Origin of the sequence: Sphingomonas beigongshangi, from assembly GCF_016820445.1 — a bacterium.
Taxonomy (GTDB): domain Bacteria; phylum Pseudomonadota; class Alphaproteobacteria; order Sphingomonadales; family Sphingomonadaceae; genus Sphingomonas; species Sphingomonas beigongshangi.
Window position 1 is genome coordinate 171,222 of sequence record NZ_JADHDT010000006.1, and the last position, 19,596, is coordinate 190,817.

The 19,596-nt window shown below is 68.8% G+C and carries 21 protein-coding genes, 1 tRNA gene and 1 pseudogene; 9 read left to right on the forward strand and 14 right to left on the reverse strand.

Annotated features, from left to right (window positions below; all coding sequences use genetic code 11):
• Positions 1 to 115 precede the first annotated feature (115 nt).
• Both IQ292_RS12360 and IQ292_RS12365 read right to left on the reverse strand, forming a co-directional pair.
• Positions 116 to 397 (reverse strand): hypothetical protein, encoded by a 282-nt coding sequence (locus IQ292_RS12360; RefSeq protein ID WP_238941044.1) that lies wholly within the window; start codon positions 395 to 397, stop codon positions 116 to 118.
• Between the two features lie 48 nt (positions 398 to 445).
• Complete coding sequence (locus IQ292_RS12365; protein ID WP_203310618.1) at positions 446 to 1,414, reverse strand: cysteine synthase A; 969 nt, start codon at positions 1,412 to 1,414, stop codon at positions 446 to 448.
• A gap of 162 nt (positions 1,415 to 1,576) precedes the next feature.
• Between IQ292_RS12365 and IQ292_RS12370 the strand changes: the two genes are divergently transcribed.
• The 3 genes from IQ292_RS12370 to aat all read left to right on the forward strand — a co-directional run bounded on the left by IQ292_RS12370 (position 1,577) and on the right by aat (position 3,623).
• Entirely contained in the window at positions 1,577 to 1,960 is a 384-nt protein-coding gene (locus IQ292_RS12370; protein ID WP_203310619.1) for a hypothetical protein, read from the forward strand.
• A gap of 125 nt (positions 1,961 to 2,085) precedes the next feature.
• Entirely contained in the window at positions 2,086 to 2,805 is a 720-nt protein-coding gene (locus IQ292_RS12375; RefSeq protein ID WP_203310620.1) for a ParA family protein, read from the forward strand.
• 83 nt (positions 2,806 to 2,888) lie between these two features.
• The gene (gene aat / locus IQ292_RS12380; protein ID WP_203310621.1) at positions 2,889 to 3,623 is read left to right on the forward strand and encodes a leucyl/phenylalanyl-tRNA--protein transferase; all 735 of its coding nucleotides are present in this window, start codon (positions 2,889 to 2,891) and stop codon (positions 3,621 to 3,623) included.
• A 35-nt stretch (positions 3,624 to 3,658) separates the two neighbouring features.
• Here the strand turns inward: aat and IQ292_RS12385 are convergent.
• The 6 genes and pseudogenes from IQ292_RS12385 to IQ292_RS12410 form a co-directional block, all read right to left on the reverse strand.
• Positions 3,659 to 3,892: pseudogene (locus IQ292_RS12385) on the reverse strand (DUF2155 domain-containing protein); the annotation flags it as partial.
• 206 nt (positions 3,893 to 4,098) lie between these two features.
• Complete coding sequence (locus IQ292_RS12390) at positions 4,099 to 4,494, reverse strand: NADH:ubiquinone oxidoreductase subunit NDUFA12 (RefSeq protein WP_203310622.1); 396 nt, start codon at positions 4,492 to 4,494, stop codon at positions 4,099 to 4,101.
• Between the two features lie 50 nt (positions 4,495 to 4,544).
• On the reverse strand, positions 4,545 to 4,940 hold the full coding sequence (locus IQ292_RS12395) for an NUDIX domain-containing protein (RefSeq protein ID WP_203310623.1): 396 nt from the start codon (positions 4,938 to 4,940) through the stop codon (positions 4,545 to 4,547).
• Positions 4,941 to 4,954: 14 nt separating this feature from the next.
• Positions 4,955 to 5,458, reverse strand: coding sequence for a DUF192 domain-containing protein (locus IQ292_RS12400; protein ID WP_203310624.1), 504 nt, complete (start codon positions 5,456 to 5,458; stop codon positions 4,955 to 4,957).
• Positions 5,455 to 6,060, reverse strand: a complete 606-nt coding sequence (locus IQ292_RS12405) for a cold-shock protein (RefSeq protein ID WP_203310625.1) — start codon at positions 6,058 to 6,060, stop codon at positions 5,455 to 5,457. Before IQ292_RS12405 ends, IQ292_RS12400 begins: the two co-directional genes overlap by 4 nt.
• Positions 6,061 to 6,126: 66 nt before the next feature.
• Positions 6,127 to 6,663 carry a regulatory protein RecX gene (locus IQ292_RS12410; RefSeq protein WP_203310626.1) on the reverse strand — a complete coding sequence of 179 codons (537 nt, stop codon included), beginning with the start codon at positions 6,661 to 6,663 and terminating at the stop codon, positions 6,127 to 6,129.
• Positions 6,664 to 6,769: 106 nt separating this feature from the next.
• Between IQ292_RS12410 and IQ292_RS12415 the strand changes: the two genes are divergently transcribed.
• Both IQ292_RS12415 and IQ292_RS12420 read left to right on the forward strand, forming a co-directional pair.
• A complete protein-coding gene (locus IQ292_RS12415; protein WP_203310627.1) occupies positions 6,770 to 8,536 on the forward strand; it encodes a fatty acyl-AMP ligase in 1,767 nt (588 codons plus the stop codon).
• A gap of 270 nt (positions 8,537 to 8,806) precedes the next feature.
• The gene (locus IQ292_RS12420; protein ID WP_203310628.1) at positions 8,807 to 11,167 is read left to right on the forward strand and encodes a putative bifunctional diguanylate cyclase/phosphodiesterase; all 2,361 of its coding nucleotides are present in this window, start codon (positions 8,807 to 8,809) and stop codon (positions 11,165 to 11,167) included.
• A 30-nt stretch (positions 11,168 to 11,197) separates the two neighbouring features.
• Here IQ292_RS12420 and ubiA read toward each other — a convergent pair whose 3' ends face one another.
• Positions 11,198 to 12,112: a 4-hydroxybenzoate octaprenyltransferase gene (ubiA, locus tag IQ292_RS12425; RefSeq protein WP_203310629.1), complete on the reverse strand. Its 915-nt coding sequence runs from the start codon at positions 12,110 to 12,112 to the stop codon at positions 11,198 to 11,200.
• Between the two features lie 137 nt (positions 12,113 to 12,249).
• Here ubiA and IQ292_RS12430 point away from each other — a divergent pair, with 137 nt between their 5' ends.
• Genes IQ292_RS12430 through IQ292_RS12440 form a run of 3 tightly spaced genes read left to right on the forward strand, consistent with a single transcriptional unit; the run spans position 12,250 to position 14,591 of the window.
• Positions 12,250 to 12,423 (forward strand): hypothetical protein, encoded by a 174-nt coding sequence (locus IQ292_RS12430; RefSeq protein WP_203310630.1) that lies wholly within the window; start codon positions 12,250 to 12,252, stop codon positions 12,421 to 12,423.
• On the forward strand, positions 12,420 to 13,172 hold the full coding sequence (locus tag IQ292_RS12435) for a 16S rRNA (uracil(1498)-N(3))-methyltransferase (protein ID WP_203310631.1): 753 nt from the start codon (positions 12,420 to 12,422) through the stop codon (positions 13,170 to 13,172). Before IQ292_RS12430 ends, IQ292_RS12435 begins: the two co-directional genes overlap by 4 nt.
• Before the next feature lie 45 nt (positions 13,173 to 13,217).
• On the forward strand, positions 13,218 to 14,591 hold the full coding sequence (locus IQ292_RS12440; protein ID WP_203310632.1) for a glutamate--cysteine ligase: 1,374 nt from the start codon (positions 13,218 to 13,220) through the stop codon (positions 14,589 to 14,591).
• 199 nt (positions 14,592 to 14,790) lie between these two features.
• Here the strand turns inward: IQ292_RS12440 and IQ292_RS12445 are convergent, their stop codons facing one another.
• Entirely contained in the window at positions 14,791 to 16,044 is a 1,254-nt protein-coding gene (locus tag IQ292_RS12445) for a methyltransferase family protein (protein WP_203310764.1), read from the reverse strand.
• 123 nt (positions 16,045 to 16,167) lie between these two features.
• Here IQ292_RS12445 and IQ292_RS12450 point away from each other — a divergent pair.
• A tRNA-Gly gene (locus tag IQ292_RS12450) sits at positions 16,168 to 16,241 on the forward strand.
• A 161-nt stretch (positions 16,242 to 16,402) separates the two neighbouring features.
• Here IQ292_RS12450 and IQ292_RS12455 read toward each other — a convergent pair.
• Genes IQ292_RS12455 through IQ292_RS12470 form a run of 4 tightly spaced genes read right to left on the reverse strand, consistent with a single transcriptional unit; the run spans position 16,403 to position 19,515 of the window.
• Positions 16,403 to 16,888, reverse strand: coding sequence for a DUF4142 domain-containing protein (locus IQ292_RS12455; protein ID WP_238941046.1), 486 nt, complete (start codon positions 16,886 to 16,888; stop codon positions 16,403 to 16,405).
• A gap of 22 nt (positions 16,889 to 16,910) precedes the next feature.
• Positions 16,911 to 17,696: an SDR family NAD(P)-dependent oxidoreductase gene (locus IQ292_RS12460; RefSeq protein WP_203310633.1), complete on the reverse strand. Its 786-nt coding sequence runs from the start codon at positions 17,694 to 17,696 to the stop codon at positions 16,911 to 16,913.
• Positions 17,697 to 17,749: 53 nt separating this feature from the next.
• The gene (locus IQ292_RS12465) at positions 17,750 to 18,934 is read right to left on the reverse strand and encodes a zinc-dependent alcohol dehydrogenase (protein ID WP_203310634.1); all 1,185 of its coding nucleotides are present in this window, start codon (positions 18,932 to 18,934) and stop codon (positions 17,750 to 17,752) included.
• Positions 18,931 to 19,515 (reverse strand): SRPBCC family protein, encoded by a 585-nt coding sequence (locus IQ292_RS12470; protein ID WP_203310635.1) that lies wholly within the window; start codon positions 19,513 to 19,515, stop codon positions 18,931 to 18,933. Before IQ292_RS12470 ends, IQ292_RS12465 begins: the two co-directional genes overlap by 4 nt.
• Positions 19,516 to 19,596 lie beyond the last annotated feature (81 nt).

Consider the following 19,596-nt stretch of genomic DNA (forward strand, 5'->3'; position numbering starts at 1 on the left):
GCTTATCCTCTGGGTGGACGCTCCATTCGGCGCTGCAGCGAAATCCCTGGCATGTCACGAGAATCGGCCAGCCAGACGCACGCGTGGCGCGCCGTCCCCGATTTTCCCCGGCGGATCACCGGTTGGCTTGGCTGTTGCTGGTCGAGGGGGCGACGCCGAGTTCGGCGAGCGGTTCGCCGGAGGCGTCGGCAGCGGCCTGCGCGCTGCCCGCGTTGGTCAGTGCCATGTTGGCGACGACATCGGCCTGCGCCGATCCGGCCGTGGCGATCGGACGCTCCCGCGTCGCCGACCCCAGGATCGCGCTGGCGATGGCGATGAGCAGGACGACCGCGACCAGGCCGATCAGTCCGACCTTGACCCGCTGCACCGTCTGGGAATGTTCGCGCGCTGGCTTCATCGTGTCGCGCTGTTGTAACGACTTGCCGCGCGATTGTCGATCAGGCGATCAGGCGAGCCCTTTCGCCTGTCGCCATGCCGGGTCGTACAGGGTGGACAGATAGCGGAAGCCGGTGTCGCACAGGATGGTCGCGATCCGCTTGCCCGGGCCAAGATGCCGCGCCAGCCGCACCGCCCCGGCGACGTTGATACCCGACGACAGCCCGAGGCACAGGCCCTCCGCGCCGAGCAGGCGGCGCACCCAGTCCCAGCCTTCCTGGTCGGAGATGCGGAACTGCGTATCGACCGGCGCGCCTTCCAAGTTGGCGGTGATCCGCCCCTGCCCGATCCCCTCAGCGACCGACGACCCCTCGCTACGCAATTCGCCGCAGGCGTAGTAATCGTACAGCGCCGCGCCGTGCGGGTCGCTGAGCGCGATGCACACCGCCTCGTCCTTGGCCTTCAGCCCCAGGCCGACACCGGCGAACGTGCCGCCCGTGCCGACGGCGCAGGTGAAACCGTCGATGCGACCGTCCATCTGCGACCAGATCTCCTCGGCGGTGCCGGTGATGTGCGCGCGACGGTTGGCCACGTTGTCGAACTGGTTGGCCCAGAGCGCATTGTCGCGCTCCTCCGCGATGCGGCGGCTGGTGTGCACGAAGTGACAGGGCGAGGAGTAGGGCGCGGCGGGTACCAGAACGAGTTCGGCACCGAGCGCGCGCAACGTGTCCATCTTCTCGCGGCTCTGCGTCTCGGGCATGACGATGATCGTCCGGTAGCCCTTGGCGTTGGCGACCAGCGCCAGGCCGATCCCGGTATTGCCGGCGGTGCCCTCGACGATCGTGCCGCCCGGCCTCAGCAGGCCCCGCGCTTCCGCGTCCTCGACGATGCCGAGCGCGGCGCGATCCTTGATGCTGGCGCCGGGGTTGGCGAATTCGCATTTGCCGAAGATGTCGCACCCCGTCTCTTCGCTCGGCCCCTTCAGGCGGACGAGCGGCGTGTTGCCGATCAGGGCGAGCGTATCGGGCAGGCTGGACATGGCTCGCTAGATGGCGCGGGTGCAACGCGGGGGCAAGCGGCGCGTGACGACGCGCACCGCCAGTTCCGCTTGGCGGCCATAAAGCTGCGCTTGGCCGATTTTGCAGCGCGACAAAAGCGTGCTTGACGCTGACCCGTCGTATACGCAAAGCACCGCGCCATCATGAAGAGCGCCCTCCTCCCCGCCGCCGCCGCGCTGCTCGCGCTGGCCGCCTGCAACAACAAGCCGGCCCAGCCCGAGGTCGTCGACACCAATCCCGATCCGATGGCGACGCAGCTCGCCAATCGCCCGCCCGTCGAGCTGCCGCCGGCGATCAAGGCGGACAAGACGTTCCGCTGCAAGGACAACAGCCTGCTCTACGTCACCTTCTTCGACGGCGACAAGCTGGCCTTCGTGCGGACCGAGAAGACGGGCGCCCCCAACCGCCTGACCGCCGCCAAGTCCGGCGATCCGCTCACCGCGGACGGCGGCTGGAAGCTGACGGGCACGCCGTCGAACATCACGATCACGCGGCCGGGCAAGGGCACGCTGACCTGCAAGTCGTAACCCGACTGGCTCCCCCGATATAGTCAGAGGCCGGCGGCGCGATCCGCCGGCCTTTTCTTTTGTCCCGAGGCCTGCCGATGCGCGGGCCGCTCGACGGCTGTCGAACGGACCGATACGGTCGCGCCATGGCAACGATCGCGGTCTATAGTGCGAAGGGTGGCGTCGGAAAGACCAGCCTCGCGGTCAACCTCGCCTGGTGCGCGGCGACCGCGTCCCGGCGCCGCACCCTGCTGTGGGACCTCGATCCGCAGGGGGCGGCGACCTGGATCCTCGGCGACGGCCCTTCCGCCCCCGCCGCCGATCGCGCGCAGGCGATCTTCACCCGCGACGTGGGCGCGGCGGCGCAGGTCCGCGCGACCGCCACCGACGGGCTCGACCTGATCGCGGCGGATGCCTCGCTGCGCGATCTGGACGTCGTGCTGCACCGCATCGGCAAGCGCCGCCGCCTCGGCAAGCTGATCGACGACGTGGGCGATTACGATCACGTGCTGCTCGACTGTCCGCCGGGATTGACGGAGACCAGCGAGCAGGTGATCCGCGCCGCCGACCTCATCGTCATGCCCGTCGCGCCCTCGCCGCTTTCGCACCGCACGCATGACGAGGTGGTGCGGCATCTTGGTGGCAAGGTCGCCGTGATGCCCGTCCACGCGATGGTCGATCGGCGTCGCCGGCTGCATGCCGAGGCGCTGGCCGCGCATCCCGATTGGCCGGTCATTCCCATGGCGAGCGCGGTCGAGGCCATGGCGGGACACCGACTCCCGCTCGGCGCCTATGCCCCCCGATCCGCCGCGACGCGCGCCTTCGCCGACGTGTGGATCGCGATCGAGCGCCGGTTGGCCGGCTAGAATCCGGTCCATTCTGGCGGGAGCGGCGCCGCCCCTCACCCCGTGCCTTGCCATCGGCAGCGTGCACCGCCACCTTGGCGGCGATGCAGTGGCTGGACCCAAAGATGGTGCTGGGCGCCTATTCGGTCGGCGTCTTCCCTATGGCCGACCATCGCGACGCCGACAGCGTCTATTGGGTGGAGCCCCGCACGCGCGCGATCCTGCCGCTCGACGGGTTCCGCCTGTCGCGCTCGCTGCGCAAGACCATCGCCCGCGACAGGTTCCGCGTCACCGCCGACACCGCCTTCGAACGCGTCCTCCGCCTGTGCGCCGAAAGCGTCGAGGATCGCCCCGAGACCTGGATCAACGCCGGCATCGAGCGCGTCTTCGTGACGCTGCACGCGCTCGGCTTCGCGCATTCGGTCGAATGCTGGGAGGGCGACGAACTGGTCGGCGGCCTCTACGGCCTGGCCCTCGGCCGCGCCTTCTTCGGCGAATCGATGGTCAGCCGCCGCACCGACGCATCGAAGGTCGCGCTCGCCTGGCTCGTGGCGCGACTGAAGGTCGGCGGCTTCAGCCTGCTCGACTGCCAGTTCCAGACGTCCCACCTCGCCTCGCTGGGCGCGGTGGAAATCGACCGCGACGCTTATTGCGCGTTGCTCGCCGCGGCGCTGGACGGCGGCGCCTGCGTCTCGCCGTCGGCCGCGTCTTCGGGGGCGGCCGGCGATTTCGCCGCGCTGGACCGGCTGGCCCCGCCGCCCGCGCCGGCACCCGCCGACACCGTATCGGGCCCGGTCGCCGGCCATTCCATCGTGCAGCTCTTGGCCCAGACGTCGTAGACCGGATGCTGGACGGCGTTCATCGCCGGACGTTCCTTGTACAGCCAGCCCGAAAAGACGCGGCGCCAATGCGTGTCGCTGCCGCGCACGTCCAGCTGGACGAAGGCGCCGGTCAGCGTGTCCTGTTCCCAGGGCGCGGTCCGCTCGCACGCCCGCAACCGGACGATCGCGTCGCCGACGCGCACGGCTTGGCCTGGCTTCAGCGTCAGGTCGCGCGCGACGCCGTTGCGCTTGTTCAGCAGGCCGACGATCGCGACGCGCTGCGCCATCGGCGTGCCGCCGGTCGGCGCGGCATCGTCCGCGCCCGCGACGGTCTCAATCGCGGCGTCGTCTCCCTTGTCGCGCGGGCTCGGATCGAAATCCTGCGCGGCGACCACCGGCGAGGCCGCCCGGCGCGCGTCATAGGCGCGCCAGCCGATCAGGCCCGCCACCGCCAGCACCACCGCCAGGACGCCGGCGGCGAGCCAGCGCCGGGTCACCCTTCGGGGGTCCAGGCTTCGTAGTCGCCGGTCGCGGCCTGGCGGTGACCGCCCTTTTCCAGCGCGCCGCTCGGCCGATAGGCAAGCGGCGTCCCGGTCATGTTCGGAATCGCCGGCTTCTGCCAGGGGCGCGGCGGCGGCAGCGCGCGATCCGGCGTCTCGTCGATATGGTGATGCAGCCAGCTGAACCATTCGGGCGGCACGCGGCTGGCATCGTTCGCACCCTGATAGATCACCCAGCGGCGAGCGCGGCCGGATGTATCCTTGCCGCCTTCCCAATAGGCGTTGCCGAGGTCGTCGGTGCCGACCTGCTTCATGCCGCGCAGGCCATAGAGGACGGTGCCCCAGGTCGCGCCGTTCCACCACGTGAAGGGATTGAGGTTGATGCCCATGCCACGCGCTTACCCGCCCGCACGCGCCGCTTCAACCGGCATCATGGATATCAGGCGAGCGAGGCGAAGATGTCCCTGTAGTGAGGGAGGGCCAGATTCGGGATCGATGCCGCTATCGCCGGATTGAACCAGCGAAGCTCGCTATGCTCCCTGTCGCGGATGGCCGGCGTGCCCGTCCACATGGTCACAAGGAAAATTTCGAGGTGAAAAGCCGTCCCGGACGAATCCTCGAAATGAATGGAAGCCAAGGGTACGGCATCGTCGGCGGACACGCCGATCTCCTCCTGCAACTCCCGATCAAGCGCATCTCGCGGCGCCTCTCCGGACTCCAAATGCCCGCCGATGATGTCCCAGCAGTGCGGAAAAGACCTGCGATCCGGATGCCGCAGGCCAAGCAGGATCCTACCTCCGGACGACAAGATTGCGCCGACCAGCGCCGTCGCCATGGGTTAACCCCGCATCACTTCGGCCAGGTCACCTTGTCGCCCGCCGCTATGCCCAGTTCGGCGGTGCGGCCGCCGACGAGTTCCAGCACCGCGCCGACCGGCTCGCCGGACGGGATCGGCGTTTCCGAATAGGGCACGGCGTTTTCCGCGATCGTCGCGATCGTGCCGTCGGGGCGGATGAACACGATGTCGAGCGGCGTCGGCGTGTTCTTCATCCAGAAGCTCGCCTCCCGCGGCGCGCCGCCGCCGGCGGGATAGGGCCAGAACAGCATGCCGCCATCGGGGGTCAGGTCGGTGCGGAACATCAGGCCGCGTTCCTGCTGCTGCGCGGTCACGGCGCGTTCGATCACGAACCGGTGCTGGCCGTTCGACGAGGCGATCGTCACGGGAAGACGCGTCTGCTGGTCGCCGGCGGCGGCATCGGACGTCCCGGAAAACACGCCCTGCTGCACCGCGATGCCGGTACCGCCGATCGCGAGCACCGCCACGATCGCGACGATCGCCTTGCTGCCGATCATGCCCCTTCCCCGTCCCCTTCGACCACCACCGCCAGCGGTCCCTTGCGCCCGTCGACGATCCGGGCACGCAGCGGCTGGTCGGGCTCGATCGCAAAGATGCCCGCGCGGCGCAACGTCTCCATATGCACGAAGACGTCCGCGCCATCGCGCAGCCGGATGAGGAAGCCATAGCCTTTCAAGCGATTGAACCACTTCACCTGCGTCGGCTCGAAGGCGCCCGCGACGTCGATCAGCGCCACCGGGTCGACGCGGTCCGCCGGCCGCGCGGGCCGTGGCGGTTCCTCCACCGCCTGGCTGAGGTCGATCGTGACGATCTCGCGCGCCTGCCAGCCGCGGCCGCGCTGTACGGCAAGCGCGGTGACGCGCGCGCCCTCCGGCAAGCTGCGCCGCCCATGCGGCTGCAGCACGGAGAAATGCACGAGCACATCGCCGATAGCCGGATCGCCGGACACCGCGAAGCCGAAGCCACGGGTCACGTCGAACCACTTGATAACACCCTCGACGGCGACCGGTGCAGGCATCGGCGCGGACGCGGCGGGCATATCGCCGCCGCTCCGCACTTCGCCGTGCTCGTCGCCCTCCCGTTGCGGCTCGCTACGCATCACTGCACCCCTGTTGCCGCTACGCTAGCACGCTTCGTCGCGGCCGCAATTCAGGAAAAGGGCGTTTCAGGACATTCCTTCCAATTCTCGGACGATATCGTCGGCATTTTCCGCGGAAAGGATGCGCCGCGCGATCGTCATGGGGTGCCCCGCCCGCAACATCGCGGCCAGCTGCTTCTCGCGGACCGCGCGATCGACCGCGGGCGGCCCGAACGGTCCGAGCCGCCGCCGGCGTGCGAAGCGCAGCGCCGAGTCCGCCTCGCGCGCCGCGATGTCGGGCGCGACCGCCGCCGCGTCGGCCTCCTCGACATGCGCCTCGCGCAGCGCCGCCGACACGCGCCGGGCGCCCAGCCCCCGCCGTGCCAGCGCCGCCGCCTTGCTCTGCGCATACAGGCGATCGTCGATATAGCCTTGCGCGGCCATGCGATCCGCGAGCGCCGCCGGGTCCGCCGCCTCCCCCGTCCACCCGCGTTCGCGGATCTTGCGTGTCAGATAGGCGGTGAGCTTGCCCCGCGTCGTCGCGAAGCGTTCGACGTAGCGCAACGCCAGCCGCTCCAGCGCGGCGGCGTCCAACGGCTTGGGAGAGGCGCGCGATCGGGGCATGGCCTTGTTGTTGCCACAGTGGCGCGAGAAAAAGAACGCTTGTGCTGTCGCATCGGCAGCGTTTCGAGACGATGCGCGCGGTGCGCGACAATACGGGACCCCACGAATGACCGAGCAGATTCAGCCCCAGCCAGCGCCGACGTCGACGCCGACGCCGACGCTGGACGAACTGCCGCGCCGCTTCGCCGATTTCACCACGCTCGGCGAGGCGCTGGACTACGCGGCGCAGGGCCGCCGCGGGCTGAACTTCCACGACGCGCGCGGCACGCTGGCGCGGGCCTATCCCTTCGCCGAACTGCGCGACGACGCCATCGCCATGGCGCATCGCCTGATCGCGGCGGGCGTGCGTCCGGAGGACCGTATCGCGCTGGTCGCGGAAACCGGGCCGGAATTCGCCGCCTTGTTCTTCGGCGCGGTCTATGCCGGGGCCTGGCCCGTGCCGTTGCCGCTGCCGACCAGCTTCGGCGGTCGCGACTCGTATATCGAGCAATTGCGTGTCCAGCTCGCCAGCTGCGAACCGCTCATGCTCGTCTATCCGCCCGAACTCGCCGCCTTCGCGGCCGAGGCGGCGCGACTTGCCGGCACGCAGGGGATCGACTGGGCGGAATTCGCCGGGCGCGAGGCGCCGGCCGTCGACCTTCCGCAGGCCGATGGGCAGGCGATCGCCTATCTGCAATATTCCAGCGGATCGACGCGCTTCCCGCACGGCGTCGCGATCACGCACCACGCCCTCCTGAACAATCTCGCCGCGCACAGCCACGGGATGGAGATCGGCGGGACGGACCGCTGCATCAGCTGGCTGCCCTGGTATCACGACATGGGCCTGGTCGGCTGCTTCCTGTCGCCGATCGCCAATCAGGTGTCGACCGACTATTTGAAGACGGAAGATTTTGCGCGGCGGCCGCTCGCCTGGCTGGACCTCATCAGTCGGCACGATGGCACCGCCCTCTCCTATTCGCCGACCTTCGGCTATGACATCTGCGCGCGCCGCATGTCGTCGCAGACCAAGGCGTCGGACCGGTTCGACCTGTCGCGCTGGCGCGTCGCGGGCAACGGCGCCGACATGATCCGCCCCGACGTCATGCAGGCGTTCGTCGACGCCTTCGCGGACGCCGGGTTCAAGGCCTCGGCCTTCCTGCCCAGCTATGGCCTCGCCGAGGCGACGCTGGCTGTCTCGCTCATGCCGCCCGGCGAGGGGATCCGCGTCGAGCTGGTCGAGGAAACGCAATTGTCCGGCGGCGACTCGCTCGCGGCGAACGACGGGCCGCGCCCGCAGCGGTTCCGCGCCATCGTCAACTGCGGCAAGCCCGTGCGCGACATGGCGGTGGAGATCCGCGAGGAGGACGGCACGCCGCTGCCCGACGGTGCGATCGGCAAATTGTGGTGCAAGGGCCCCAGCGTCATGGTCGGCTATTTCCGCGACGACGCGGCGACGCAGGCGTGCATGGTCGACGGTTGGCTGGATACCGGCGACATGGCCTATATGTCCGACGGCTACATCTACATCGTCGGCCGCGCCAAGGACATGATCATCGTCAACGGCAAGAACCACTGGCCGCAGGACATCGAATGGGCGGTGGAGCAACTGCCCGGATTCAAGGCGGGCGATATCGCCGCCTTCGCGATCACCACGCCCGGTGGCGAGGAGACGCCGGCGGTGCTCGTCCAGTGCCGCAGCAGCGACGAGACCGAGCGCCAGCGCCTGCGCGAGGAGATCCGGGAGCGCGTCCGTTCGGTGACGGGGATGAACTGCGTCATCGAGCTGATCCCGCCGCGCACCCTGCCGCGCACCAGCTCGGGCAAGCTCAGCCGCGCCAAGGCGCGCAACCTGTACCTGTCGGGCGACATCAAGCCCTACGACATCGCCGCCTGATCGCTCGCGCCGGCACGCCCGCGCGACCGGGATGTGCCGGCTGCCGACCATGGGGTTTGGGTTGTGATCCGGCACTGCTGGATCGGCGCGGTACCTGCCCTCGCCGCCACCCGCCCCCCCCCGCTCGGCGTAGCCCGGATGGGCGGCCGGGTTGCGCCTAGGGCCAGTGCCGCTTTCACGCGCGTGGATCGGGGGTCAGCGGCAAAATAATGCCGCGCGCGGCGCCGGCCTCAACCTTGCGTCAACCAACCACCCTATACAGCCGGGATCGTGAGCAACGATCCCGCCCCCGCAGCCAATCCCAAAGCGATCCGCTTTTCCCAGCTGCTCGGGCTCCGCGACGGCGCGGACGCGACCCAATGGGCGCAGATCCGCGCGTCGCAGCTCCATGCCGGGCGGCAATTGTCCCTGTTCCTGCTCGCCGCCAACCTGCTCGGTGCGGCCGCCGCGATCTGGGTGTTCGCGCATGCCGTCGACCATCTCAGGCTGATCGGCTGGGCGGTGTTCGTCGGCGTCGTCGCGGTGACGATCACCGTCCGCCGGCTCGCGACGCATCATCGCGAGGACGGCTATGCGACCACCGCCGACCTGCGCAACACCGTCTACGAAGGCGGCGCGCTCGCGATCGCATGGTCCGTGCCGCCGGTCCTGTTTCTGTCCGGCGGGGCGCCCGGCGCCGCTTATGCGCTCTGGATGATCCTGTCGGTGCTGATGACCGCCGGCGCGGTCGCGATGGCGCCGCTCGCGCTCGCCACGATCGCCTTCGTCGGCGGCCTGGGGTTCATCGTCTTCGTGCAGCTGGCGATCGTCGGCGCCTATGCGCAGGCGGGCGCGACCGCGGCGTTCACGGGGCTGCTGGTGCTCGCCTGTCTCAACCGCGCGCGCTCGCTGGTCATCATCCGCGCCAGCCAGATCGCGCTGGCGGAGCGTGACGAGACGGTCAGCCTGCTGCTGCGGGAATTCGAGGAGGCCGACGCGGACTGGCTGTGGGAGACCGACGCGATGCGCCACATCGTCAAGGCCTCGCCGCGGTTCGCCTTCGCCTGCGGCCTCGACCCGCTGACGATCAACGGCAAACCCTTTCTCCAGGTGCTCGCCGGGCCGAGCTGGGAAACCGGGGCCTTCGCACCGGGCCTGCGCACGCTCGCGGAGAAGCTCAAGGGCCGCGAAAGCTTCCGCGACCTGCGCCTGCCCGTCTATGTCGGCGGCGAGGAGCGCTGGTGGGAACTCGCCGCCTCGCCCCGCTTCGATCCGTCGGGCGCGTTCTGCGGCTTCCGCGGGGTCGGTTCCGACGTCACCGAACAGCGCGCCTCGGCTGACCGCATCGATCGCATGGCGCGGTTCGACACGCTGACCGGCCTGCCCAACCGGCTGCAGGTCAACGAGACGCTGCAGCGCGCGATGAGCGACGCTGAACAATGGGGCGGGCGCTGCGCGTTCATGATGATCGACCTCGACCGGTTCAAGGCGGTCAACGACACTTTGGGCCATCCGATCGGCGACCGCCTGCTCGGCCGCGTGTCGGAACGACTCGCGCACCTGATGGGCAGCGGCGAGATGTGCGGCCGCCTCGGCGGCGACGAATTCGCCGTCGTCGTCCGCGACGGTTCGGACATCACCCGTATCGAGGCACTGGCGCGCCGCATCATCGAGACGCTGTCGCAGCCCTATGAGGTCGACCAGCATACGCTCTACATCGGCGCGTCGGTCGGGCTCGCGGTCGGGCCGCGCGACGGGCGGACGGCGGAGATGCTGATCCGCTCCGCCGACCTCGCGCTGTACCGCGCCAAGGACGCGGGACGCGGCGTCTACCACGCCTATGAGCCCGAGCTGCACGTCCAGGCGGAGGAACGCCGCGTCCTCGAAATGGCGCTCCGCCAGGCGATCGAGAAGGGCGAGATGCACCTGAATTATCAGCCGGTCGTCGACGCTGAATCGGCGCGGCTGAAGGGGTTCGAGGCACTGGTGCGCTGGCAGAGCGCGCAGTTCGGCAATGTCTCGCCCGCCAAGTTCATTCCGCTGGCGGAGGAGGCGCGCCTGATCCAGCCGATCGGCGAATGGGTGTTGCGCACCGCCTGCCACGAGGCGGCGCAATGGCCGTCGGACATCCGCATCGCGGTCAACGTCTCGCCCGACCAGCTGCAGAACCCGAATTTCGTGCAGGTGGTGACCAGCGCGCTCGCCAGCTCCGGCCTTTCGCCCGAGCGGCTCGAGCTCGAGGTCACCGAAAGCGTGTTCATGCACGAAGGCCTGGGCGCGACGAAGGTGCTGGAGAGCATCCTCGACCTGGGCGTGCGGCTCAGCCTCGACGACTTCGGCACCGGCTATTCGTCGCTCGGCTATCTGTCGCGCACGCGATTCTCGTCGATCAAGATCGACCGCAGCTTCGTGCAGGGCGCGTCGCAGGGCGTGAAGGAGGCGATCGCCATCATCCGCGCCGTCGTGGCGCTCGCGCAGAGCCTCGGCATGGCGACCACCGCCGAGGGCGTCGAGACCGAGACGGAGCATCGCATGGTGCAGGACCTCGGCTGCACCAAGGTCCAGGGCTATTATTTCGGCCGGCCGCTTCCGGTCGAGGAAGCACGCGCGCTCGCCTGCCGCGGCTGGGGGGCCGGTTCCGTCGCCGCCTGATCCCCGGCGATCGGCCTCGTCCGCGACCGATCAGGCGCTGCCGACCACCAGGCAGGCAAGGACCATCAACAGGCCCGCGAACCGGTTGCTGCGAAACCGCTGCAACGCGCCGGCACCGTCGTCGGGGCGAAGCGTCGCCACCTGCCACGCCAGATGCCCCGCGACCGGCAGCAACGCGGCGAGCGCCAGCGGATCGGGGCGGACGCTCCACAGCGCCGCGCCCCACAATGCCACCGCGGCGGCATAGAAGGCGGCCGTGCCGCCGCGCACGTGCGTGCCCATCCGCAACGCCGACGAGCGCACGCCGATCAGCGCATCGTCCTCGCGATCCTGCAGCGCATAGATCGTGTCATACCCGATCACCCACGCGATCGAACCGGCATAGAGCAGCCACATCGGCGCCGACAGGTCGCCCGCCACCTCGCTCCACCCGACCAGCGCGGCCCAGGAGAAGACGAGCCCCAGCCACGCCTGCGGCCACCAGGTGATGCGCTTCATGAACGGATAGGCCGCCACGGGGGCGAGGCTGGCGAGCGCGACGCCGATGGCGAGACCGTGCAGCTGCATCAGCACCACCAGCCCGACGAGACACAGCGCGACCAGCCAGCCCCAGGCGAGGCCGATCGACACCTGCCCGCTGGGGATCGGCCGGCTGCGCGTCCGCGCCACCTGCGCATCCAGGTCGCGGTCGACGATGTCGTTGTAGACGCAGCCCGCGCCGCGCATCGCGATGCTGCCGGCGAGGATCCAGAGGATCAGGTCCCAGCGCGCTATCGCCCCGCCCGCCAGCGCCACCGCCCAAGCGCCGGGCCAGAACAACAGCCACCAGCCGATCGGCCGGTCGAACCGCGCAAGCAGCGCGAGCCCGCGCAGCGGCTGCGGCAGCCGACCCACGAGCCCTTTGTGCTCGCTGTCGGGTACGATCTCTTGGCTGGTCGTGGTCATGCCGACCCCTTTCCCCGCCGCCGCGACGACCGCAACCCCTCACCTTCCCGCCGACGGCGCCTCGCACGCGACGACGATCCCGGCCGGCCGGCGAATCCCGCCTCGCGCTTGCCGCAAATGTCGGGCAAGCGGGAAACATGATCGGATTGTCGGTGGCGGTTGGCCGCTTCGTGGAGGCGCTGTTCTGGGCGATCCTGCGCGTTGCGGGCGTGGTGAGCGTGGCGGTGGTCGCCGTCGCGGCCGCGGCGCTGCTTGCCTTCTTCCTCGCCCGCAAGCTCTGGGCCCGACAGGCCCGCCGGAGACGCCTGTGACCGCCACCCCCGCCTGGCCGCCGCAATCGACGCCGCGGCTGTTCGTCGAGACCCCCTTGGCCGCGGGCATGCTGCGCATCGATGGCGCCCCCGCCCATTACCTGGTCTCCGTGATGCGCTTCGCCCCCGGCGATCCGGTCAAGCTGTTCGATGACGCCACCGGCGAATGGCTGGCGGTCGCGCGCGACGTCGGACGGCGCGACCTGACCGTCGAGGTCGTGGAATGCCTGCGCCCACGCGAGCCGGTGCCCGATCTGTGGCTCGTCGCCGCCCCGCTGAAGAAGGGGCGGGTCGACTGGCTGGCGGAAAAGGCGTGCGAGCTCGGCGTCGATCGCCTCGTTCCCGTCCTCACCAGCCGCACCGTTGTCGACAAGCTGAAGCTCGACCGCCTGCGCGCGCACATGATCGAGGCGGCGGAGCAATGCGCGCGCACGGCGCTTCCCTCGCTCGTCGAGCCGGTCAAGCTTGCCGCTTTGCTGCGCGACTGGCCGCAAGAGCGCGCCTTGTTCTTCGCGGACGAGACGGGCGGCGAGCCCGCCTTCGAAGCCATGCGCGCGCGGCGTGGCCCGGCGGCGATCCTGATCGGCCCGGAAGGCGGCTTCACCGAAGAGGAGCGTGCCGCGATCCGCGCGCATCCCGCCGCGGTCGGCGTCGGGCTGGGGCCGCGGATCCTGCGCGCCGACACGGCCGCCGCCGCGGCCATATCGGTGTGGATGGCGGCCGCCGGGGACTGGTCCGAAGCGGGCTAACTTGATCACTGGCGCCCCTGTTCATCCCCGCGTAAGGCGCGGATCATGACGACCAAGACCGCCACGATGAAGGACTCGCCGATCATCGAGTCGCGCGACCAGTTGATCGCCAGCTTCGCGCGCGGCGAAAAGCCCGCGGAGCGCTGGCGGATCGGCACCGAGCACGAGAAGTTCGTCTACCGCACCGCGGATCATCGCGCGCCCGCCTGGGACGAGGCCGGCGGCATCCGCGACCTGCTGGTCGACCTGCAGCGCCACGGCTGGCAACCGGTCGAGGAGAACGGCAACCTCATCGCACTGACCGGGACCGACGGCAGCGTCAGCCTGGAGCCGGCGGGACAGTTCGAGCTGTCGGGCGCCCCGCTCGAAAATCTGCACCAGACCTGTGCGGAGACGGGCCGTCACCTGCGCCAGGTGAAGGAGGCGGGCGAACGGCTGGGCCTCGGCTTCCTCGGCCTCGGCATGTGGCCGGACAAGGCGCGCGCGGAACTGCCGATCATGCCCAAGGGTCGCTATGCGATCATGCTGCGTCACATGCCGCGGGTCGGCACCATGGGGCTCGACATGATGCTGCGCACCTGCACGATCCAGGTGAACCTGGACTATGCCTCGGAAGCGGACATGGCGAAGAAGTTTCGCGTCGGACTCGCGCTGCAGCCGCTCGCGACCGCGCTGTTCGCCAATTCGCCGTTCACGGAGGGCAAGCCCAATGGCTTCCTCTCCTACCGCAGCCACATCTGGTCTGATACCGATCCGGCGCGCACGGGCATGCTGCCCTTCGTGTTCGAGGACGGCTTCGGCTACGAGCGCTATGCCGATTACATGCTCGATGTGCCGATGTACTTCGTCTATCGCGACGGCCGGTACATCGACGCGGCGGGCCTCTCGTTCCGCGACTTCCTGAAGGGCGAACTCAGCGTGCTGCCCGGCGAGAAGCCGACGCTGGACGACTGGAACGACCATCTGTCCACCGCCTTCCCGGAAGTGCGGCTCAAGACCTTCCTGGAGATGCGCGGCGCCGACGGCGGTCCGTGGAACAGGATCTGCGCCCTGCCCGCCTTCTGGGTCGGCCTGCTCTATGACGGTGGCGCGCTCGATGCGGCGTGGGACCTCGTCAAGGACTGGGACATCGTCGATCGCCAGGCGCTTCGCGACGCCGTTCCGAAGCTCGGCCTCGACGCGCCGCTGCCGGGCGGTGGCCGCCTCGCCGATATCGCGGGCCAGGTGCTGGACATCGCCCACGCGGGCCTTTCGGCGCGCGCGCGGACCAATGCCGCCGGCGACGACGAGACCGGCTTCCTCGATCCGCTTCGTGAAGTGGTTCGCAGCGGCAAGGTCCCGGCGCAGCGGCTGCTCGACGCCTATAGTGGCGACTGGCAGGGCGACATCAGCCGCGTCTATGCAGAGGCGAGCTTCTAAACTGGCTTTTGGGCCGGGATTATGCTATAAGAGTTCACGCTCTTTGTAATCGTTGGGAATTCTTCGAAGCGGCGTTGCGAACGCTTTCTGATTACCCTGCTAACCTGTGCGACTTTTGTGACCTTTCGCGCGGAACGATGGCGGCTGCCCGCAAAACCTTGGCGATGCCTGGGCCCGACGCCCACCGGGCGCCTCGTTTCTACCGGCCCGTCAGCCAGCGGAAGAACCGGGGCACGACGCCGTACCGCGTCATCCAGGCGCTATAGGCCTGATACTCTGGGTCCATGCCCAGATGCCGCTCCTCGGTCTTCGCGCGCCAGTAGTAGATGCCGCTGACCACGGCCATCAGCAGCGTGGCGCGGACGGCATCGACGATCCCGCCGGTCGACAGGATCGGCAGGGTCGAGGCCCACCAGAACAGATTCTTCGACAGATAGGCCGGATGGCGTGACAGGGCATAGGGGCCGTGCGTCAGGATGCCGCGGTTGGTCAGGTTGGAAAAGCGCAGGCCGAACGCCACCGTCGCCCAGGCGTAGATGGCGGTGAGCAGCACCAGCAGCCCGCCCCAGCCGGCGAGCAGCCACGGATGCCACTGGAACCAGACGGTCCATTCCTGCGTGCCGGGATGATAGTCGAACGGGCCGCCCGTCTCCATCAGGATGAAGGGCGGGTAGCACATCAGGGCGGCGGTCCAGCCGGCGGCGAACGGATTGGCGCTGCGGATATGCGAATCGAGCGGACGCAGCGTCAGGACATAGCCGACCGTCGCGGTCATCACGTCGACCACGAACATCAGCGCGATCAGCCACTGCCCGAGCGCGGCGGGATCGTGGAGCGCGGCTCTCAGGTCGGTACGGATCAGCGCGCCATAGCCGCCCGGCACGATGGCGAGCATGAACGCCAGGAAGAAGCCCTTGACCGCCCAGGCGCGCAGATGGCCCTGGATGGCGGCTGCCTCCCACCCGGCCTGACCGGTCAGCCAGGCACCGAAATGCCATGCACCGTCCCGTGGCTCGACGAGGCGGCGGTCCAGCCAGAAGACGTAGGGCAGCGCGAGCAGCGCCACGACCGGCACGCTCCACGTCAGGCACCACATGGCAAAGGCGAAATTGCCCTGCCAGTAGAACCGCCCGGTGAAGTAGATGAGCGCGATCGCGCCCCAGGTCGCGAACAGCCCGGCGATCTTGGTCAGGCTGACGTCGACGGCTTCGCGACCGCGGCGGCGCAGGGTCCAGTCGATGCCGGTGCTCGCCCGTCGATGCACTTTGTCGACGGCGAGCGACCAGCCGATCATCGGCACGGCGGTCCAGGCGAGCGCGACGAGCGCGGCATAGGGTCCGTCCATCCCGACATGCCCGGCGATCACGAGCCAGGCGATCAGCCCGATCACCCCCGCGACCCCGACGCCGGTGCTGACGGCCGACGGGGGGCGCGCAGGTGCGGATGGCTGCATGGCTTCGGACATGCGGCCATCTAACCGCGCAGTGGTAAGCAAGCGGTGAACCATGGCTGGACGCTTGCATCGTGCGGCTCAGCCGCTAGAACGGCGCTCCACCGACGGTGGTCGATGCCGCGGGCGGGTATAGCACAATGGTAGTGCAGCAGCCTTCCAAGCTGAATACACGGGTTCGATTCCCGTTACCCGCTCCACGTCCGCTCCACTGACGATCGCCGAAGGGTCGGTCAGTTGGCGACAGCCGCCACGCCTGGAACCCTGCCAACGCCGACGCGCCCGGTCGCGAAAAAAGGCCCGCTCCCGGCGGTGGAGCGCCGGTCGCGGGCCTTGCTGCGCCTTTGCGCGTAGCTGGTGCCTACATCGACTGAAGCGCGGTCAGATGCGTCTGCACGACCGGCGCGATCTCGCCGGCGACCGCCTTCAGTGCCGGTACGCTGCCGTGCGCGGCATAACCCTGGTGCAGCGCCAGCGCCTGCTGGTGCGCCGCCTTTTGCTGCGTAACGTAGAGCCGATCGCGCGCCTCGCCCTTGGCGCCGCGCAACGCCGCGACGTTGCGTGTCCCCACCGCATCCAGATGGGGCGGTGGCACGGTGATACCGGCCCGCTGCGTCGCCGCCTTCACCTTCGCGGTGCTGTTGGTGTGGTCGCGGATCATCATGTTGGCGAAGTCGCGCAGCTTCGCGTTGTGCGTTGTCTGCAGCAGCAGGCGGCTCGACTGGAGCTCATATTGATCCCCCGCGCCCGCCTTGGCGACATAGGCGGGTCCGCTCGTCGGCGCCTGTGCGACGGCGGCGGCGGCGGGCGCGGCGATGACGGCCGCGGCGATGAACATGCGTCTCATGCGTCTTCCTCCTGTGGATACGTCAGTTCTTGGCGGTGCCGGGCTCGGCCATGTTGCGATGCTGTTCCGCCAGCACCGCATTGGGTGTGACGTTGGCGATCGCCGACTGGATCTTGTTCTTCAGGCCTGACGCGACGGCCGCCTTGCCGGCCATCAGCGCGTCCCAGCCGTCCTGCGCGACCTTCGCCGGATCCGCCTTCTTGGGGTCGGTGCCGACATCGGTATCCAGCATGTCCGCCCGCGCGAAGAACTCGGTGTCGGTGGGGCCGGGCATCAGGTTGGTCAGCGTGACGCCGTCCGCGTCCTTGATCTCGTTCTGGATCGCCGCGACGAAACTGTCGATGAACGCCTTGGTCCCGTTGTAGACTGCCTGGAACGCACCGGGGATGTAGCCCGCGATCGACCCCGTCACCAGCACCTTGCCCTCGTTGCGCGCGACCATGTCGCGCAGGACTTTCTGCAACAGATAGGCGGTGCCCGTGATGTTCGTGTCGACGACGAGGCGCCAGTCGCGCACGTCCTGGTCGAGGAAGGCGCGCCCGAGGCCGTGGCCGGCATTGGCGCAGAGCAGGTCGACCTGCCGCCCCTCGGTCGCCGCGAGCAGGGTGTCGACGCCGTCGATCGTCGAAAGGTCCGCCTGCACCGACCGAACCTCGGTGCCGAACTGCTTGAAGTCCTCGGCCGCCGCATCGATCAGCGGTTCGTCCGCGACGACGAGGATGTCGTAACCGTTCTTGGCGGCCAGCGTGGCCAGTTCGAAGCCGATGCCTGTCGAGGCCCCGGTGATGATCGCGAATCCATTGGCCATTGCTGTATTCCTCTCCGCTTTCCTTCTCGTCGTTCCGGTCCCGGCGTGCCGGTTCAGGCCGCTGCCATGCCCGGCTTCAGCACGATCTTGGTCACCTCGTTCTGCTGGTCGTGGAACATCTTGTAGCCCTGGGGCGCGTCCTCGAGCGGTAAGCGGTGCGAGATCAGGAATTCGGTGTCGATCTTGCCTTCCATGATCGCGTTGAGCAGCCCGGGCATGTAATGCTGCACATGGGTCTGACCGGTCTTGAGCGTCAGTCCCTTCTCCATGAACGCGCCGAGCGGAAATTTATCGACGAAGCCGCCATAGACAGCCGGCATCGACACGCGTCCGCCCTTGCGACAGGCGATGATCGCCTGGCGGATGGAATGCGGGCGGTCGGTGCCGAGAAAGGTAGACGCCTTGATCTGGTCGATGACGTTGTCGACGAACAAGCCGTGCGCCTCCAGCCCCACCGCGTCGATGACGGCGTCGGGACCGATGCCGCCGGTCATCTCCATCAGCGCCTCGTAGGTCGCGCTTTCCTCGAAATTGACGACCTCGGCGCCGAACCGCTTGGCCAGCTCGAGCCGGTGGGGGAAATGATCGATCGCGATCACGCGCTCCGCCCCCATCAGGAAGGCGGACTGGACGGCGAACAGGCCGACGGGTCCGCAGCCCCACACGGCGACCGTATCGCCGGGCTCGATCTGCGCATATTCCGCCGCCTGCCATCCGGTGGGCAGGATGTCGGACAGGAACAGCACCTTGTCGTCGTCGACCCCATCGGGAATGACGATGGGGCCGACGTCGCTGAACGGCACGCGGACATATTCCGCCTGTCCGCCCGCATAGCCACCGGTCATGTGGCTGTAGCCGAACAGTCCCGACATCTCCTGCCCGTACAGCGACATCGCGATGTCCTGATTGTCGGCGGGCAGGCCGTTCGGGCACGCCGAATATTGGTGCTTGTTGCAATGATAGCAGCTGCCGCACGAGATCGTGAACGGCACGACGACGCGCTGCCCCTTCTTCAGGGTCGACTTCGCACCGACCTCGACCACCTCGCCCATGAATTCGTGACCGAGAACGTCGCCAGCCTGCATCGTCGGGATGTAGCCGTCGTAGAGATGGAGGTCCGACCCGCAGATTGCCGTCGACGTGACCTTGATGATGCAATCGCGCGGGTTGACGATTTCCGGGTCGTCGACCGTATCCATGCGCACGTCATGCTTGCCGTGCCAGGCCAGAGCTCTCACAGACCCATCTCCTCGAACTGCTTGGGATTCATCGCCGGCGTGGCGATCTCGCCCGTCTCCAGCAGCTGCTTGAACCGCCTGAGATCGCGCCGCGCCTGGATCGCGGGTTCCCGCTGGAACATCTTGGCGATCACCTTGCCGATCAGGCCGCCCGGCGGATCATAGGCGATGGTCGCGGTGACCACCGTGCCGCGAGCACCGGCATCGCGGAACGTGACGCGGCCGCTATTGGCGACATCGGCGCCCGGCTCCGACGTCCAGGCGATGAGGCGGTTCTCCTCTTCGTCGGTGATCCGCGCGTCCCATTCGACCGTCGCACCGCCGGGAGCCTTGACGACCCAATGCGACCGCTGCCGGTCGGCCACGGTGATGGAGACGACGTTCTCCATGAAGTGCGGCAGGTTCGCGAAGTCGCGAAAATAGGCGAAGACCTCCTCGACCGGCCGGTTGATCGTCACCGGACGTCCGGCAACCGAACTGCCCTTGCCCTCCGCCAGCCCCTCCGTGACGGCAGCGGCGGCATCGTGTTTCGAGGAGGCTGCGGGCGCGTCGTCCTGCGCGACGTCTGCGGGGGTCGTCATCGGCATCTCCCATCGGCGATGCGCTCCCAACCCCCGCTATCCTGGCCCGTTCCTGTCGTTTCACCCCTGACTTTATCTAGA

Coding starts and splice junctions, on each gene's coding strand:
- IQ292_RS12360 (WP_238941044.1), bottom strand. CDS start 397: ATGAAGCCAGCGCGCGAACATTCCCAGACGGTGCAGCGGGTCAAGGTC.
- IQ292_RS12365 (WP_203310618.1), bottom strand. CDS start 1,414: ATGTCCAGCCTGCCCGATACGCTCGCCCTGATCGGCAACACGCCGCTC.
- IQ292_RS12370 (WP_203310619.1), top strand. CDS start 1,577: ATGAAGAGCGCCCTCCTCCCCGCCGCCGCCGCGCTGCTCGCGCTGGCC.
- IQ292_RS12375 (WP_203310620.1), top strand. CDS start 2,086: ATGGCAACGATCGCGGTCTATAGTGCGAAGGGTGGCGTCGGAAAGACC.
- aat (WP_203310621.1), top strand. CDS start 2,889: ATGCAGTGGCTGGACCCAAAGATGGTGCTGGGCGCCTATTCGGTCGGC.
- IQ292_RS12390 (WP_203310622.1), bottom strand. CDS start 4,494: ATGGGCATCAACCTCAATCCCTTCACGTGGTGGAACGGCGCGACCTGG.
- IQ292_RS12395 (WP_203310623.1), bottom strand. CDS start 4,940: ATGGCGACGGCGCTGGTCGGCGCAATCTTGTCGTCCGGAGGTAGGATC.
- IQ292_RS12400 (WP_203310624.1), bottom strand. CDS start 5,458: ATGATCGGCAGCAAGGCGATCGTCGCGATCGTGGCGGTGCTCGCGATC.
- IQ292_RS12405 (WP_203310625.1), bottom strand. CDS start 6,060: ATGCGTAGCGAGCCGCAACGGGAGGGCGACGAGCACGGCGAAGTGCGG.
- IQ292_RS12410 (WP_203310626.1), bottom strand. CDS start 6,663: ATGCCCCGATCGCGCGCCTCTCCCAAGCCGTTGGACGCCGCCGCGCTG.
- IQ292_RS12415 (WP_203310627.1), top strand. CDS start 6,770: ATGACCGAGCAGATTCAGCCCCAGCCAGCGCCGACGTCGACGCCGACG.
- ubiA (WP_203310629.1), bottom strand. CDS start 12,112: ATGACCACGACCAGCCAAGAGATCGTACCCGACAGCGAGCACAAAGGG.
- IQ292_RS12430 (WP_203310630.1), top strand. CDS start 12,250: ATGATCGGATTGTCGGTGGCGGTTGGCCGCTTCGTGGAGGCGCTGTTC.
- IQ292_RS12440 (WP_203310632.1), top strand. CDS start 13,218: ATGACGACCAAGACCGCCACGATGAAGGACTCGCCGATCATCGAGTCG.
- IQ292_RS12445 (WP_203310764.1), bottom strand. CDS start 16,044: ATGCAGCCATCCGCACCTGCGCGCCCCCCGTCGGCCGTCAGCACCGGC.
- IQ292_RS12455 (WP_238941046.1), bottom strand. CDS start 16,888: ATGAGACGCATGTTCATCGCCGCGGCCGTCATCGCCGCGCCCGCCGCC.
- IQ292_RS12460 (WP_203310633.1), bottom strand. CDS start 17,696: ATGGCCAATGGATTCGCGATCATCACCGGGGCCTCGACAGGCATCGGC.
- IQ292_RS12470 (WP_203310635.1), bottom strand. CDS start 19,515: ATGACGACCCCCGCAGACGTCGCGCAGGACGACGCGCCCGCAGCCTCC.